The 14,419-nt window shown below is 71.5% G+C and carries 14 protein-coding genes and 2 pseudogenes; 11 read left to right on the top strand and 5 right to left on the bottom strand.

Annotated features, from left to right (window positions below; translation table 11 throughout):
- The first annotated feature begins 17 nt into the window (after nucleotides 1-17).
- The 4 genes and pseudogenes from QQK29_RS06345 to QQK29_RS06330 all read left to right on the top strand — a co-directional run bounded on the left by QQK29_RS06345 (nucleotide 18) and on the right by QQK29_RS06330 (nucleotide 3,798).
- Nucleotides 18-1,210: pseudogene (locus QQK29_RS06345) on the top strand (sensor histidine kinase).
- On the top strand, nucleotides 1,207-1,953 hold the full coding sequence (locus tag QQK29_RS06340; RefSeq protein WP_284298740.1) for a LytR/AlgR family response regulator transcription factor: 747 nt from the start codon (nucleotides 1,207-1,209) through the stop codon (nucleotides 1,951-1,953). The pseudogene QQK29_RS06345 and the gene QQK29_RS06340 overlap by 4 nt, the downstream one beginning before the upstream one ends.
- The gene (locus tag QQK29_RS06335) at nucleotides 1,950-2,345 is read left to right on the top strand and encodes a DUF485 domain-containing protein (protein ID WP_284298738.1); all 396 of its coding nucleotides are present in this window, start codon (nucleotides 1,950-1,952) and stop codon (nucleotides 2,343-2,345) included. Before QQK29_RS06340 ends, QQK29_RS06335 begins: the two co-directional genes overlap by 4 nt.
- Nucleotides 2,342-3,798, top strand: a pseudogene (locus QQK29_RS06330) (sodium/solute symporter). The gene QQK29_RS06335 and the pseudogene QQK29_RS06330 overlap by 4 nt, the downstream one beginning before the upstream one ends.
- Before the next feature lie 379 nt (nucleotides 3,799-4,177).
- Here the strand turns inward: QQK29_RS06330 and QQK29_RS06325 are convergent.
- Nucleotides 4,178-5,461 (bottom strand): adenylosuccinate synthase, encoded by a 1,284-nt coding sequence (locus QQK29_RS06325; RefSeq protein WP_284298736.1) that lies wholly within the window; start codon nucleotides 5,459-5,461, stop codon nucleotides 4,178-4,180.
- 126 nt (nucleotides 5,462-5,587) lie between these two features.
- Complete coding sequence (locus QQK29_RS06320; RefSeq protein ID WP_284298734.1) at nucleotides 5,588-6,214, bottom strand: TrmH family RNA methyltransferase; 627 nt, start codon at nucleotides 6,212-6,214, stop codon at nucleotides 5,588-5,590.
- A 151-nt stretch (nucleotides 6,215-6,365) separates the two neighbouring features.
- Between QQK29_RS06320 and QQK29_RS06315 the strand changes: the two genes are divergently transcribed.
- From QQK29_RS06315 to QQK29_RS06295, 5 genes are all read left to right on the top strand, one after another.
- A complete protein-coding gene (locus QQK29_RS06315; protein ID WP_284301915.1) occupies nucleotides 6,366-6,722 on the top strand; it encodes an ArsR/SmtB family transcription factor in 357 nt (118 codons plus the stop codon).
- Nucleotides 6,719-7,192: an SRPBCC family protein gene (locus QQK29_RS06310; RefSeq protein ID WP_284298732.1), complete on the top strand. Its 474-nt coding sequence runs from the start codon at nucleotides 6,719-6,721 to the stop codon at nucleotides 7,190-7,192. The genes QQK29_RS06315 and QQK29_RS06310 overlap by 4 nt, the downstream gene beginning before the upstream one ends.
- A gap of 108 nt (nucleotides 7,193-7,300) precedes the next feature.
- Nucleotides 7,301-8,173: a DNA-methyltransferase gene (locus tag QQK29_RS06305; protein WP_284298729.1), complete on the top strand. Its 873-nt coding sequence runs from the start codon at nucleotides 7,301-7,303 to the stop codon at nucleotides 8,171-8,173.
- Between the two features lie 133 nt (nucleotides 8,174-8,306).
- Complete coding sequence (locus tag QQK29_RS06300) at nucleotides 8,307-9,521, top strand: cobalamin-independent methionine synthase II family protein (protein ID WP_284298727.1); 1,215 nt, start codon at nucleotides 8,307-8,309, stop codon at nucleotides 9,519-9,521.
- 31 nt (nucleotides 9,522-9,552) lie between these two features.
- Entirely contained in the window at nucleotides 9,553-10,338 is a 786-nt protein-coding gene (locus QQK29_RS06295; RefSeq protein ID WP_284298725.1) for an HAD-IIA family hydrolase, read from the top strand.
- Between the two features lie 87 nt (nucleotides 10,339-10,425).
- On the opposite strand, the gene QQK29_RS06290 is transcribed toward QQK29_RS06295, so the two are convergent.
- On the bottom strand, nucleotides 10,426-11,469 hold the full coding sequence (locus QQK29_RS06290) for a septum formation family protein (RefSeq protein ID WP_284298723.1): 1,044 nt from the start codon (nucleotides 11,467-11,469) through the stop codon (nucleotides 10,426-10,428).
- Nucleotides 11,470-11,524: 55 nt separating this feature from the next.
- On the opposite strand from QQK29_RS06290, the gene QQK29_RS06285 reads away from it, so the two are divergent.
- Nucleotides 11,525-11,689, top strand: coding sequence for a hypothetical protein (locus QQK29_RS06285; RefSeq protein ID WP_284298721.1), 165 nt, complete (start codon nucleotides 11,525-11,527; stop codon nucleotides 11,687-11,689).
- A gap of 597 nt (nucleotides 11,690-12,286) precedes the next feature.
- Here the strand turns inward: QQK29_RS06285 and pyrE are convergent.
- On the bottom strand, nucleotides 12,287-12,841 hold the full coding sequence (gene pyrE, locus QQK29_RS06280) for an orotate phosphoribosyltransferase (RefSeq protein WP_284298719.1): 555 nt from the start codon (nucleotides 12,839-12,841) through the stop codon (nucleotides 12,287-12,289).
- A 130-nt stretch (nucleotides 12,842-12,971) separates the two neighbouring features.
- Here pyrE and QQK29_RS06275 point away from each other — a divergent pair, with 130 nt between their 5' ends.
- Nucleotides 12,972-13,811, top strand: coding sequence for an exodeoxyribonuclease III (locus tag QQK29_RS06275; protein WP_284298718.1), 840 nt, complete (start codon nucleotides 12,972-12,974; stop codon nucleotides 13,809-13,811).
- Here QQK29_RS06275 and QQK29_RS06270 read toward each other — a convergent pair.
- Nucleotides 13,808-14,269: a hypothetical protein gene (locus QQK29_RS06270; protein WP_284298715.1), complete on the bottom strand. Its 462-nt coding sequence runs from the start codon at nucleotides 14,267-14,269 to the stop codon at nucleotides 13,808-13,810. The two genes, QQK29_RS06275 and QQK29_RS06270, sit on opposite strands and share 4 nt — an antisense overlap.
- Nucleotides 14,270-14,419 lie beyond the last annotated feature (150 nt).

The raw sequence follows: 14,419 nt of genomic DNA, 5'->3' as shown, positions 1-14,419 counted from the left end.
ACGTTAACCTGGCCTGCATGGCCGAGTCGCTGTGGAGCGGCCTCGCGATCGTCGCAGCCGTCGCGCTGCTGGCTGTCGCGGGGTATCTCGTCGTGCGTCGGCTGGCACCGGGTCCGCGCGAACTCGGAACCGAGGCGGAACGGGCCCGGTTCACGACGCTGCACCTCGCCACCCGCGCCGCCGAGCACCTGCGGGCGGGTCTCGAGGGGGCGACACGGTGCGCGCAGCCCGCGACCTGCGGGCCATGCTCGACTGCGAGGGGCTCGCGATCGCGGGCGTCGGCGGCGTGCTCGCGGTCGACGGGGCGGATGCGTTCCGCGAGGCCGCCGCGCGCGCGATCGCCACGCGGTCCGGTCCCAAGCCGCAGCTGCACCGCGCCATCGCGGGTCAGGGACGGGATGCCGTCGATGCCGTCTCGGCGCCCATCCTGCGAAGCGGCGTGCGGGCCGGCACGCTCGTCGCCTTCGCGCGCGGGGCACGACCCGGCCTCGTGCGCGCGACGGGCGAGGCGGCCCGCTGGGTGTCGACGCAGCTCGAGCTCGCCGAGCTCGACGCCTCCCGGGCGGCGCTCGCCGAGGCGCAGGTGAAGGCGCTGCGCGCCCAGATCAGCCCGCACTTCATCTACAACGCCCTCACGGCGATCGCCTCCTTCATCCACACCGACCCCGCGAAGGCGCGGGAGCTCGTCGTGGAGTTCGCCGACTTCACGCGCTACTCGTTCCGCACGGGCGGCGACTTCACGACCGTCGCCGAAGAGCTGCGCAGCGTCGACGGGTACCTGCGCCTCGAGCGCGCCCGATTCGGCGACCGCCTCGAGGTGACGCTGCAGATCGCGCCGGAGCTGCTGGCCACCGTCATCCCGTTCCTCTCGGTGCAGCCGCTCGTCGAGAACGCCGTGCGCCACGGGCTCGAGTCGACCGAGCGCGGCGGGCGGGTCACGATCACCGCCTCGGATGCCGGGGCGTGCGCGCTCATCACGGTGGAGGACGACGGCGTCGGCATCGATCCCCAACTCGCGCGCGATGTGCTCGCGGGCCGCGCGACAGGCGAACACGTGGGGCTGCGCAACGTCGACACGCGCCTCCGACAGGTGTACGGCGAGGACTTCGGGCTCGTCGTGGAGACCAACGTCGGCGCCGGCACGCTCGTGACGATGCGCGTGCCGAAGTCGCAGCCGCTGCACGCGAGCGAGGGGAGGCTCGCTGGATGATCGACCGCAGCATCTCGGTGCTCATCGCCGACGACGAGCCGCCCGCGCTCGACGAACTGGCCTACCTGCTGGGGCAGGAGCCCCGCATCGCGGCGGTGCACCGCGCCTCATCGGGAGCGGAGGCCGTGCGGCTGCTCTCCGAACGCACCGTCGACGCCGCCTTCCTCGACATCCACATGCCGGGGCTGTCGGGCTTCGACCTCGCGCGTGCCCTGGGGCGCTTCGAGCACCGGCCCGCTCTGGTGTTCGTAACGGCGGACGAAGACCAGGCGCTCGAAGCCTTCGAGTTCGCCGCCGTCGACTATCTGCTCAAGCCCGTGCGCCTCGAACGACTCGCCCGCACCCTCGACCGGGTGATCGACGGGATGCGGGCCGCCCCCGCCACGGGACCGGTGCCGCGCCCCGAACTCGTCGCCGTGACGCTCGGGGGCACGACGCGCATGATCCGCCGTGACGACGTGCGCTACGTGCAGGCCCAGGGCGACTACGCCCGCCTGCACACCGACGAGTCGAGCTACCTCGTGCGGATCCCGCTCAGCGACCTCGAGCGGCAGTGGGCGGAGGCGGGCTTCCTGCGGGTGCACCGCTCCTACCTCGTGCAGCTCGACCACGTGAGCCGGATGCGCGGCGGCCCCGGCCACGCGACCGTCACGATCGGTCAGGTGGAGCTGCCGGTGTCGCGCCGCCTACAGCCCGCACTGCGTGAGGCGCTCGACGCCCGGCGCCTGCGGGCCGGCGGATGACGGCGGACGACGGCGCGGGGCTCGACGACCCGCGCGCGGCACCGCCGCCGCGAGTGCGCGTCACGGCACCGCGTCACGACGACGACACCAGCCGGGTTACCACCGGCGCGACGGGCGCGGATCCGGGGGCGTTCTACATCCGCTCGCTCATCCGCTCGCAACTGCGCGTCGCCGTCGTGTGCGCTGCCGCGTTCATCGTGGTGCTCGTGGGGGTGCCGCTCGTCTTCACGATCGTGCCGGGGCTCGACGCCGTGCGGGTGGCAGGCGTGCCGGTGTCGTGGATCGTGCTGGGCGCCGGGTTGTTCCCCGTGCTCATCGCGATCGCGGCGCTCTACGTGCGCACGGCATCCCGCAACGAGTCGCGCTACCGCTCCCTGGCAGACGACACGTGACCCCCGTGCTCGGCTACGCCTCGATCGCCGCGGTCACCATCGCGACGGTGCTCATCGGCTTCTTCGGGGTGCGGATCTCGCGCACCACGAGCGACTTCTACGTGGCGAGCCGCACCGTGCGGCCGTGGCTCAACGCATCCGCGATCGGCGGCGAGTACCTCTCGGCCGCGAGCGTGCTCGGCGTGGCGGGGCTCATCCTGTTGCAGGGGAGCGCGCGCTGTGGTTCCCGATCGGCTACACCGCGGGCTACCTCATGCTGCTGCTGTTCGTCGCGGCGCCGCTGCGGCGCTCGGGCGCCTACACGGTGCCCGACTTCACCGAGGCGCGGCTCGAGTCGCGCGGGGTGCGGCGCATGACCTCGGTGCTCGTGATCCTCATCGGCTGGCTCTACATCGTGCCGCAGCTGCAGGGCGCCGCCCTCACCGTCGGCATCACGACGGGACTGCCGCGCTGGATGGGGGCGGTGGGCGTGGCGGTCATCGTGGGCGTCGTGGTCGCAGCAGGCGGCATGCGCTCGATCACCTTCGTGCAGGCCTTCCAGTACTGGCTCAAGCTCACCGCCGTCGCCGCTCCGGTCGTATTCGTGCTGCTGCTGCAGCCGGGCGCGGCTCCGGATGCGACGGTCGCGTTCGAGCAGGCGTTCCCGCCGTTCTCGGTGGCCGATCCCGACACGGTGTATCGCGCGGTGTCGCTGCTCGTGGCCCTGCTGCTCGGCACCCTCGGGCTGCCGCACGTGCTCGTGCGCTTCTACACCAACCCCGACGGGGTCGCGGCCCGCCGCACGACGCTCATCGTGCTCGGGCTGCTGTCGGTGTTCTACCTCTTCCCCGTGGCGATCGGGATGCTCGGGCGCGTCTTCCAGCCGGAGCTCGCCGCGGGCGACCCCGACGCGCTGCTGCTGCTCCTGCCTCACGCGGTGCTGCCGTCGCCGTGGGCCGAGGCGCTCACGGCCCTCGTGATCGCGGGCGCGTTCGGGGCCTTCCTGTCCACATCGTCGGGACTCGTGGTGTCGCTCGCCGGCGTCGTGTCGCAGGAGCTGTTCGCGGGCTCGGTGCGCGGCTTCCGCATCGCGGCGGCGCTCTCGGTGATCGTGCCGCTGCTGGTCGCCGCCGTGACCGACTCGGCCGGTCTCGCCGGCTCGGTCGGGCTCGTGTTCGCCTTCACGGCCTCCACGCTGTGCCCCGCCCTGCTGCTCGGCATCTGGTGGCGGGGGCTCACGGCGCGCGGCGCAGTCGCGGGCATGGCGACGGGCGCTGTCGCGTGCGGAAGCGCCATCCTGCTCGGCTGGCTCGTGCCGGATGCCGGGCTCGCCGGCGCGCTCATCGATCAGCCCGCCGCGTGGACGGTGCCGCTCGCGACCCTCACCATGGTGCTCGTGTCACGGCTTGACCGGCGCGGCATCCCGCGGGGCACCGACCGCTTCCTCGCGCGGCTGCACGTGCCCGAGCGGTGAGCCCTCGGCGCTTCGCGGGGAGCGGATCCGGTTTCCGGACGCATGCCCCCGCGTATCGCCTGGCGGCGATGCGCTCCCGCCAGTCCCGATGCCAGCGTCCGGAAACCGAATCCGCACCCCCGTTTCGCTCGACAATCCCTCGCGGCACGCCCTCCGGATCGCACGCGCCCCCACCGCTGGTTGAGTAGCGTCGCGCGCTGGGCGCGGCGCGTATCGAAACCCCCAGCACGCGATATTGCGCGAGGGCAGGCTCGCCGAGACATCCCCGCACAACGTCGCGCGGCGGCGTCAACCCAGGTTTCGATACGCCCGCGCCTCCGGCGGCGCGCTACTCAACCCGCGGGAGGTGGCGGTGACGCGGCGGCAACGCGCGCCCGCGTCAGAGCAGGTCGTGCCGCACCACGATCGCGTCGCGGCCCGGGCCCACGCCGATGGCCGAGATGCGCGCGCCCGACATGGCTTCGAGCGCGAGCACGTAGGCCTGGGCGTTGGCGGGCAGCTCGTCGAACGAGCGCACGCCGGTGATGTCCTCCGACCAGCCCGGGAACTCCTCATAAACGGGAGTCGCGTGGTGGAAGTCCGACTGGCTCACCGGCACCTCGTCGAAGCGCACTCCGTCGACGTCGTAGGCGACGCACACCGGGATCCGCTCGAGACCCGTCAGCACGTCGAGCTTGGTGAGCACGAAGTCGGTCACGCCGTTGATGCGGGCCGTGTAGCGGGCGATCGGCGCGTCGTACCAGCCGGTGCGGCGCGGACGGCCCGTCGTGGTGCCGAACTCGAAGCCCGCGCTGCGCAGGAACTCGCCGGACTCGTCGAAGAGCTCGGTCGGGAACGGCCCCGCCCCGACGCGCGTCGTGTAGGCCTTGACGACGGCGATCACGCGGTCGAACCGGTTGGGCGCCACACCGGACCCGGTGGCTGCGCCACCGCTCGTGGCGTTCGACGAGGTGACGAACGGGTACGTGCCGTGGTCGACATCCAGCATCGTGGCCTGGCCGCCCTCGAACAGCACGGTCTTGCCGGCGTCGAGCGCCTGGTTCAGCACGAGCGAGGTGTCGGCGACCATCGGGCGCAGCCGGTCGACGTAGGCCAGCAGCTCCTCGACGACCTCGTCGACGGTGATCGCCCGGCGGTTGTAGACCTTGAGCAGCAGGTGGTTCTTCTGATCGAGAGCGCCCTCGACCTTCTGCCGCAGGATGTTCTCGTCGAAGAGGTCCTGGATGCGGATGCCGACCCGGTTGATCTTGTCGGCGTACGTCGGTCCGATGCCGCGGCCGGTGGTGCCGATCTGACGCTTGCCGAGGAAGCGCTCGGTGACCTTGTCGATCGTGCGGTGGTACTGCGTGATGACGTGGGCGTTGGCCGACACGAGCAGGCGCGACACGTCGACGCCACGCGCGCTGAGCGCCTCGAGCTCGGCGAAGAGCACCTCGATGTCGACGACGACGCCGTTGGCGATCACCGGCACCACGCCCGGGCTGAGGATGCCCGAGGGCAGCAGGTGCAGCGCGTACTTCTGGTCGCCCACCACGACGGTGTGGCCGGCGTTGTTGCCGCCGTTGAACTTGACGACGTAGTCGACGCGGTCGCCGAGCAGGTCGGTCGCCTTGCCCTTGCCTTCATCGCCCCATTGGGCGCCGATCAGCACGATCGCGGGCATAGCTCTTCTCCCTTGAATGCGGACGGGATTACACCCAACCCTATCGGGCACCGCCCGATCCGCGAGAGTACGCACTTCGGGGCGCGACACGCCGCCGCGAGCGTCAGAAGTGCGTACTCTCGCGGATCAGGCGGGCACGTGCTGCCGCACCCACTCGTGCATCACGATGGCGGCCGCGGCCGCGGCGTTGATCGAGCGGGTGGAGCCGAACTGGCGGATCTCGACGTGGGCCGACGCCGCGGCGACCGCCGCATCCGTGAGCCCCGGACCCTCCTGACCGAACAGCAGGATGCAGCGCTCGGCCAACGCGAACGCGTCGACGGGCACGGCGCCCGCGGTGTTGTCCACCGCGATGATCGGCAACTCGTGCTCGCGCGCCCACGCGACGAGGTCGTCGATGTTCGGATGCTGCAGCACGTGCTGGTAGCGGTCGGTCACCATCGCCCCGCGCCGGTTCCAGCGCCGGTGGCCGACGATGTGCACCGCCTCGGCACCGAACGCGTTGGCGCTGCGCACGATGGATCCGATGTTGAGGTCGTGCTGCCAGTTCTCGATCGCGACGTGGAACGGATGCCGTCGCGCGTCGAGATCGTCCACGATCGCCTCGAGGCGCCAGTAGCGGTAGCGGTCGACGACGTTGCGGGCATCGCCGCCCTCGAGCAGCTCGGGATCGTAGCGCGGGTCGTCGGGCCAGGCCGCCCTGCCGCCGGGCCACGGCCCGACTCCGATCGGCGTGCGATCCGTCTCGTCCACGTCCCCGAGAGTACGTACTTTTGCGCTCTAGGCGCCTGAATGCGAGCCAAAGTGCGTACTTTCGCGGACCGGGTTGACGGGCGGCGAGGGTGCGGTTATCTTATTCAACAGATCAGTTGATCAATGATATAGTTGAATAGTGGATGACGAGATGGACACCGAGGAGCGACTGAACCGCGCGTTCGTCGCCCTGGGCGACCCGGTGAGACGCGCGATCATCGCGCGTCTGAGCCGGGGGCCCGCGACCGTGAACGAACTCGCCGAGCCCTTCGACATCACCCTCCAGGCGGTGTCGAAGCACATCCAGGTGCTCGAGCAGGCCGGCCTCGTGACGCGCACCCGCGACGCGCAGCGTCGTCCGGTGCATCTCGAGCCCGCACAGCTCGAACGGCTCACCGCGTGGATCGATCGCTACCGCCTCGAGATGGAGCGGCGGTACCGGTCCCTCGACGCCCTACTCGCATCCGCCCCCGACGCCCCACACGACAGCAAGGAGAAGGAATCATGAGCAACGCCCTGAAGGTCACGGCCCCCGAGGGCCTGCCGTTCGTCGACTTCGAGCGCGAGTTCGACGCGCCCGTGAGCGCCGTCTTCGCGGCGCACCGCGACCCGGCCCTCGTGGCGAAGTGGATGGGTCCCGACGGCTACGAGGCCGACATGACCGAGTGGGACTTCCGCTCCGGCGGCAACTGGAGCTACGTGCACCGCGACCCCGAGGGCAACGAGTACGGGTTCCGTGGCGTGTTCCACACCGTGCGCGAGAACGAGTTCGCGATCCAGACGTTCGAGTTCCTCGGCTACCCGGATGCCGTGAGCATCGAGTCGATGCGGTTCGAGGATCTCGGCGGTGGTCGCACGCGCCTCTCGGGCCACGCCGTCTACCCGACGCTCGAGGCCCGCGATGGCATGGTCGCATCCGGCATGGAGACCGGGATGCGCGAGGGCTACGACCGCCTCGAGGCGCTCGTCACCGCCTGACGAACTCGACGCGGCTGGAGCCACCACCGCGTGGCGGGAGAAACAACCCCCGCCCCATGGTCACGGCTCCAGCCGCGCTGCGGCGCCCCGGGCTGTTAAGGTCGGCGCATGGCCGAGGGCTCGAGCTGGGATGCGGGGGAATGGCACGCCGCGAGCCCCGACACGATCGTGCTCGGCGACAACCTCGAGGTGGCGCGCGCGCTGCCCGACGACAGCTTCCGCCTCATCTACCTCGATCCGCCGTTCAACACCGGCCGCACCCAGCGACATCGCGCCGTGCAGACGGTGCGCGACGCCGACGGCGACCGCACGGGCTACGGCGGCGAGCGCTACCGCACCGTCGTGCGCACCCTCTACGGCTACGACGACCGCTTCGAGGACTACTGGGCGTTCCTCGAGCCGCGCCTTGCTGAGGCCTGGCGCCTGCTCGACGCTCGCGGCACCCTCTACCTCCACCTCGACTACCGCGAGGCGCACTACGCCAAGGTCGCCCTCGACGCGCTCTTCGGGCGCGAGTGCTTCCTCAACGAGCTCATCTGGGCCTACGACTACGGCGGCAAGTCGAACCGCCGCTGGCCGGCCAAGCACGACACGATCCTCGTCTACGTGAAGGATCCGGGTGCCTACTACTTCGACAACGCATCCGTCGATCGCGAGCCCTACATGGCGCCCGGTCTGGTGACCCCCGAGAAGGTCGCGCGCGGCAAGCTGCCCACCGACGTGTGGTGGCACACGATCGTCGCGACGAGCGGCGCCGAGCGCACCGGGTACCCGACTCAGAAGCCGGAGGGCATCCTTCGGCGCATCGTGCAGGCCTCGACCGCGCCGGGCGACGCGGTGCTCGACATGTTCGCCGGGTCGGGCACGACCGGCGCCGTGGCCCACGCCCTCGGGCGCCGGTTCCTGCTCGTCGACGCCAACCCGGATGCCGTGGCCGTCATGCGCGGGCGGCTGCCGGGGGCGCGCTTCCTCGTGGCGTAGCACGACGTCATCCGCTCGCCTCGCGGCGGACGGCGGGCGCATGATGGAACAACGCAGCGCACAAGCGAAGCCTCGCGCCGCCTGCGATTCCCCACCCGCCACGGCGTTCGCCGCACACGCACAGGAGTCGCTCATGTCCGGTCGTATCGAGACCACCACGGCAGGCAGCCTGCCCCGCACCGCCGAGCTCATCGCCGCGAATCGCGCCCGCACCTTCGCCGACGACGGCTTCACCCTGCAACGCACCCCCGAGTTCGACGCGCTCGTCGCCGAGGCGGTGGGCGGGCTCGTGGCCCGCCAGAAGGATGCCGGGCTGACGCTCGTGGGCGACGGCGAGTTCGGCAAGGCCATGTCGAGCGCAGTCGACTACGGCGCCTGGTGGTCGTACTCGTTCCAGCGGGTGTCGGGGCTCTCGCTCACCGAGGAGAACGCGCTCAACCAGGCGCCCGTGCGCGCGGAGCCCGGCAACATCCGCCTCACCTCGTTCAGTGACCGACGCGACCGGGGCGCCTTCGCCGAGGCGTACGCGGATGCCGCCACGATTCCCACGGGACGTGTCGCCACCCCCTTCCCGAGCGCCACCGGCGAACTGAGTTACATCGGGCACGACGCGGTCGCCGCCGACATCGCCAACCTGAAGGCCGCTCTCGCCGCGAACGGGCTCGAGACCGGCTTCATCACGAGCATCGCGCCCGGCTCGGCCGCCCGCGTGCTCAACCAGCACTACGCCACCGACCGGGACTACGTGTGGGCGTGGGCGGCGGCGCTCCGCGAGGAGTACACCGCCATCATCGAGGCGGGCCTCGTGCTGCAGATCGACGACCCCTCACTCGCCGAGAACTGGGATCAGATCAACCCCGAGCCGAGCGTCGACGACTACCGCGCGTTCTCCCGCGAGCACATCGAGGCCCTCAACTGGGCGCTGCGCGACCTGCCGCAGGACCGCATCCGCTACCACCTCTGTTGGGGCAGCTGGCACGGCCCGCACACGACCGACATCGAGTTCCGGCACATCATCGACCTCATGCTCGAGGTGAACGCCGGCGCCTACTCGTTCGAGGCGGCCAACGCACGGCACGAGCACGAGTGGAAGCTGTGGCGCGAGGTGCAGCTGCCCGCGGGCAAGAAGGTGATCCCGGGCGTCGTGGGGCACTCGACCAACGTCGTGGAGCATCCGGAGCTCGTCGCCGACCGCATCGAGGCCTTCGCGTCGGTCGTCGGCCCCGACAACGTCATCGCCTCGACCGACTGCGGGCTCGGCGGGCGGGTGCACCCGCAGATCGCCTGGGCGAAGATCGAGGCGCTCACCGAGGGCGCGCGCATCGCCTCCGCGCGACTGTTCGGCTGAGCGGCGCGCGGCGCGTCGATACGCTGGGGGCATGACCCCGCAGCACGAGGCCCGGCCGCACATCGAGAGCTGGCTCACCGACATGGATGGCGTGCTCGTGCACGAGAACCACGCGCTTCCGGGTGCGCCCGAACTCATCCACCAGTGGGTCGAGTCGGGCACCCCGTTCCTCGTGCTCACCAACAACTCGATCTTCACGCCGCGCGACCTCGCGGCGCGGCTGCGGGCATCCGGTCTCGAGGTGCCCGAGGAGCGCATCTGGACCTCGGCGCTCGCGACGGCCGAGTTCTGCAAGAGCCAGATCCCCGGCGGTTCGGCGTTCGTGATCGGCGAGGCGGGGCTCACGACTGCGCTGCACGAGGCGGGATTCGTGATGACCGAGACCGCGCCCGACTTCGTGGTGGTCGGCGAGACCCGCAACTACTCCTTCGAGGCGATCACCAAGGCGATCCGCCTGATCAACGACGGGGCGCGCTTCATCGCCACGAACCCGGATGCCACCGGGCCGTCGGCGGACGGCGTGCTGCCCGCCACCGGTGCGATCGCCGCGCTCATCACGAAGGCCACCGGCAAGGACCCGTACGTGGTCGGCAAGCCGAACCCGATGATGTTCCGCTCGGCGATGAACAAGATCGGGGCCCATTCCGAAACCACCGCGATGATCGGCGACCGCATGGACACCGACATCGTCGCCGGCATCGAGGCGGGCCTGCACACGGTGCTCGTACTCACCGGCATCAGCGACGCGGCCGAGATCGCGCGCTACCCGTTCCGTCCCTCGGAGACGCTCGCGGGCGTGCACGAGCTGCTGCCGTAGCCGGAGCCCCTCTCCGCGAGCGCTACCCGAATCCGCGAGCGCTGCCCGTAGACCGGTAGCGCTCGCGGTTTTCGGTAGCGCTCGGCGTCAACCTGTCGCCTCGCCCTCGGCGGGTGCCGGCGGCGGCACCGCGAGCGAGCCGGTGAGCGGCTCACCCGAGCTGCGGTTCACGAAGCAGTAGTAACTGCGATCGCCCGCGTCCCACTGCTCGCTCGTGGCCGGATAGCTGCCCAGGAACTGCACGTCGGTGTACTGCCCGGCGGCCGCGAGGTCGAGCACGCCCGGCGCCGAGCACAGCAGGGCGAGCTGCCCCTGCAGCGCCTCGGTTCCCGGGAACGGATCGTCGGTGACCCCCTCGGCCGAGGGAGGGAAGACGCCACGGTAGACGAGCTGCGCCGGATGCGGTTCCGCGCAGTCGACGACGGTGAACTCCTCGGCCCACGGGTCGTCGAAGTCGGCGAGGCATTCGCCGCCGAGCAGCTCATCCCACGCCCAGACGCCCGGCTCGACGGGCCCGACCGGCAGCGCGGTCGCGGAGGGACTCGGGCTGGGGCTCGGCGATGTACTGGGCAGCGGTGCGGCCGCGGGACCGATGAGGTCGGGCAGGCGCGTTCCGAGCAGGAACAGGGCCACGAGGGCGAGCAAGGCGACGACGCCACCCGCCACGCCCAGCAGCACCTTCTGCGCCCGCGAGATCTCGCCGCGATGCGGGGCGGCCTCGGGCACCGCCTCGGGCGTGCGGGCGCGGGCGAACGGTGCCTGCGAGCTGCCCGGCTCCGCTTCGTAGTCCCGGAAGTTCTCCTCGCCGAAGAGCGACTCGAGCGCCGAGGTGGTGCCCGAATCCTGTGCGATCGCACTCGCGCCGAGCAGCTCGGTGGCGGCGAGCTCGGATGCCACGAGCGGCTCCGTCGGTTCGGGTTGCGACGCGGGCGGCTGGGTCGCAGCGGGCTCGGCGGGCGCCGGCACGGCATCCATCATCTGCGTCGGCACATCCCAGCTGGGAGCGCCGGGCGCGGCCGGCGGCTCGGACGGCGGGGGTGTCCAGGCGACGGTCGGCGGTGGCTCGCTCGGCTCGATGAGCGGCGGGGGTACGGGGGCCGGCGGCGGCACGAGGGTTCCGGGCGGGGACACGTCGGCGGGTGGCGGCGGGACATCGGACGGCGGAAGGCCGTTGACCGGCGGCGAGGTGAGCGGCGCGGGCGCGACCGGCGGCGGCACCGGAGCCGGGGAGCTCACCGACGTCGAGGGCGGTACCGACGCGGGCGGCACGGTCAAGGGAGGCGTCGGGGCCGGCGGTGGCGCGGGCGCGGCGGTCGGCGGCGCCGGCGGCGCCGAGGGCGGCGGCACGTGAGACGGCGGCACGGTGAACGGCGGCACGTTCGACGGCGGCACGTTCGACGGCGGCCCTGAAGCCGAGGAGGTCGGCGGTACGGCCGCGGGCGACGCGGCGGGCGACGCGGGCGCAGCCGTCGGGGGCACCGAAGCGGGCGGCACCGACGGCGGCTGCACGGTCGACGGCGGCGGCACCGGGGACGCGGGGGCGGGCGACGTGGGCGGTGTGGTCGAGGCTCCCGACTTCAGGCCCCAGGAGAACCCGCCCGCTGCGGGCGGCGCGGTGGTCGGCGGAGTCGGCGCGGCGGGCGGCGCGGCGGGCGGTGCCGCGGGTGCTACCGCGGGCGGCACGACCGTCGGCGGCACGGGGGCGCAGCGGTCGGCGGTGCAACCGGCGGCTGCGACACCCGAGGCTGCGACGGTGCCGACGGCTGCGACGGTGCTGCGGGCTGTTCCGGCGTCGGCGGCTGTTCCGGCGTCGGGTTCGCAGCCGGAGTCGGCACCGGGGTCGCAGTCGGCGTCGCCTCGGCCTCATCGGCAGCGAACTGGGCCGCGAGCCAGTCGCTCGCGGAGGGCTCGTCGTCGTCGCGGGGTCGGTCGTTCATCGTGGTGGGGGTTACTGGGGCTCGAGTCCGAGGTCGGAGAGGCGGATGGCGGCGAGATACGGATAACCGGCGGCCTCGATGCGCCGCTGCGCCGCGGTGGCACGGTCGACGACGACGGCGACGGCCACAACCTCCGCGCCGACCTTCGTGAGCGCTTCGATCGCGGTGAGGGGCGAGCCGCCGGTCGTGGAGGTGTCTTCCAGCACGACGACGCGCTTGCCCGCGAGGTCGGGGCCTTCCACCTGCTTGCCGCGCCCGTGGTCCTTGGGCTCCTTGCGCACGACGAACGCGTTGTAGCTGAGCCCGCGCGCCGCTCCCTGGTGCAGCACGGCGGCGGCGATCGGGTCGGCGCCCATCGTGAGACCACCGACGGCGTCGACATCCGGAAGCTCCGCGATCAGGTCGACCATGACCTGCCCGATGAGCGGCGCGACACGGTGGTCGAGGCTGAGCTTGCGCAGGTCGATGTAGTAGCTGGCCTTCTTGCCGCTCGTGAGCGTGAAGTCGCCATGGAAGACGGCCTCGTTCGTGATGTGCTCGATGAGCTGGGTGCGGGCGTCGGTCACGCCGTACAGCCTAGGGTGCGACCGGATGCCAGACGCTGTAGCGCTTGCCACCGGGCGGCAGCGATCGCGGGCGCGCGCGGCACAACGCTGCAGCGCTTGACCGACACCGGTGGGCGCTAGCGTTGAGCGCATGCGCATCGCGACCTGGAACATCAACTCGATCCGCACGCGTCACGCCCGGGCGATCGACTGGATGCTGCGCGAAGACGTCGACGTCGTCGCGTTCCAAGAGATCAAGTGCAAGCCCGAGCAGTTCCCCTACGAGGCGTTCCAGGATGCCGGCTACGAGGTGGTGCTGCACGGCCTCAACCAGTGGAACGGCGTCGCGATCGCGGCGCGGCATCCGATCGAGGATGTCGAGATCGGCTTTCCGGGCCAACCCGGCTTCCTGAAGGGCCACGAGGGCACGGATGTGCCGATCGAGGCGCGCGCGATCGGCGCCACGGTGGAGGGCCTGCGCCTGTGGAGCCTCTACGTGCCCAACGGCCGCTCGCTCGACGACCCCCACTACCTCTACAAGCTCGACTGGCTCGCGACGCTCACCGCCGACGTGCGCGAGTGGCTCGCGGCCCAGCCGGAGCTCCCGCTCGCGCTCATGGGCGACTTCAACATCGCCCCGCTCGACTCCGACGTCGGCGACCCGAGCCTCGTCCCGGGACTCTCGACCCACATCTCGCCGCCCGAGCGCGAGGCGTTCGCCGCGCTCGAGGCCGCCGGCCTCACGGATGTCGTGCGTCCGATCCGTCCCGAGGGCTACACCTACTGGGACTACAAGCAGCTGCGCTTCCCGCGCAACGAGGGGCTGCGCATCGACTTCATCCTCGGCTCGCAGGCCTTCGCCGACCGCGTCGTCGACGCATCCATCCACCGCGAGGAGCGCAAGGGCGACGGCCCGAGCGACCACGTGCCGGTCGTGGTCGACCTCGACCTCGGCATCTCGGATGACGACGACCGCCCGATGATCTTCTAGCGGCGGGCGTCGAGGGCGGATGCCGCCCATGCATTCACCCGGTCGATGAACTGCTGACGGCGGTGCAGCGCGCCGGGCACGAGCCGCGAGAACATCGGCGCGACATACAGCGCCAGCAACGGCCACGCGCGCTCAGCTCCGCGCTCGTTCTGCCAACCGAGGATGGGGATGCCCGACGCCACGCTGAGGCCGAGCACGCGTTCCCTGATCAGCACCCGCGTGCGGAAGACGCCTACGGCCGTGAGGTGGGTGTCTTCAAGCACCAACCTCGTGCGGTGGACGCCGACGATCATCACAACGGCGATGACAACGAGGGCTCCCCATAGGAGAAGTGGAAGGAGCCGGTCGCCCCGCGCGAAGAAGAGCATGGGGATGACCGCGAGCGCTGGGACGAGATAGACCGCGGACTGAAGCATTCGCAGTCTCGGCTCCACGCGGTACACGATCGTCGATTCCATGAGGCCTCCTCGCCGCGAGAACTCTAGCGATTCGCGGTGCCTCTGCCGCATCCGGATCCGCATCGCGTCCGCTGCCGACCGCGCCGAGACGGCAGTTTCGACCCGAAGACGTTCCACGGATGGGTCGGAACTGCCGTCTCGATGACCTCC

The sequence above is a fragment of the Homoserinibacter gongjuensis genome, assembly GCF_030161875.1.
Taxonomy (GTDB): Bacteria; Actinomycetota; Actinomycetes; order Actinomycetales; family Microbacteriaceae; genus Homoserinibacter; species Homoserinibacter gongjuensis.
Note: the sequence above shows the minus strand (reverse complement) of the source record. Positions and strands in the feature narration are given on the sequence as shown.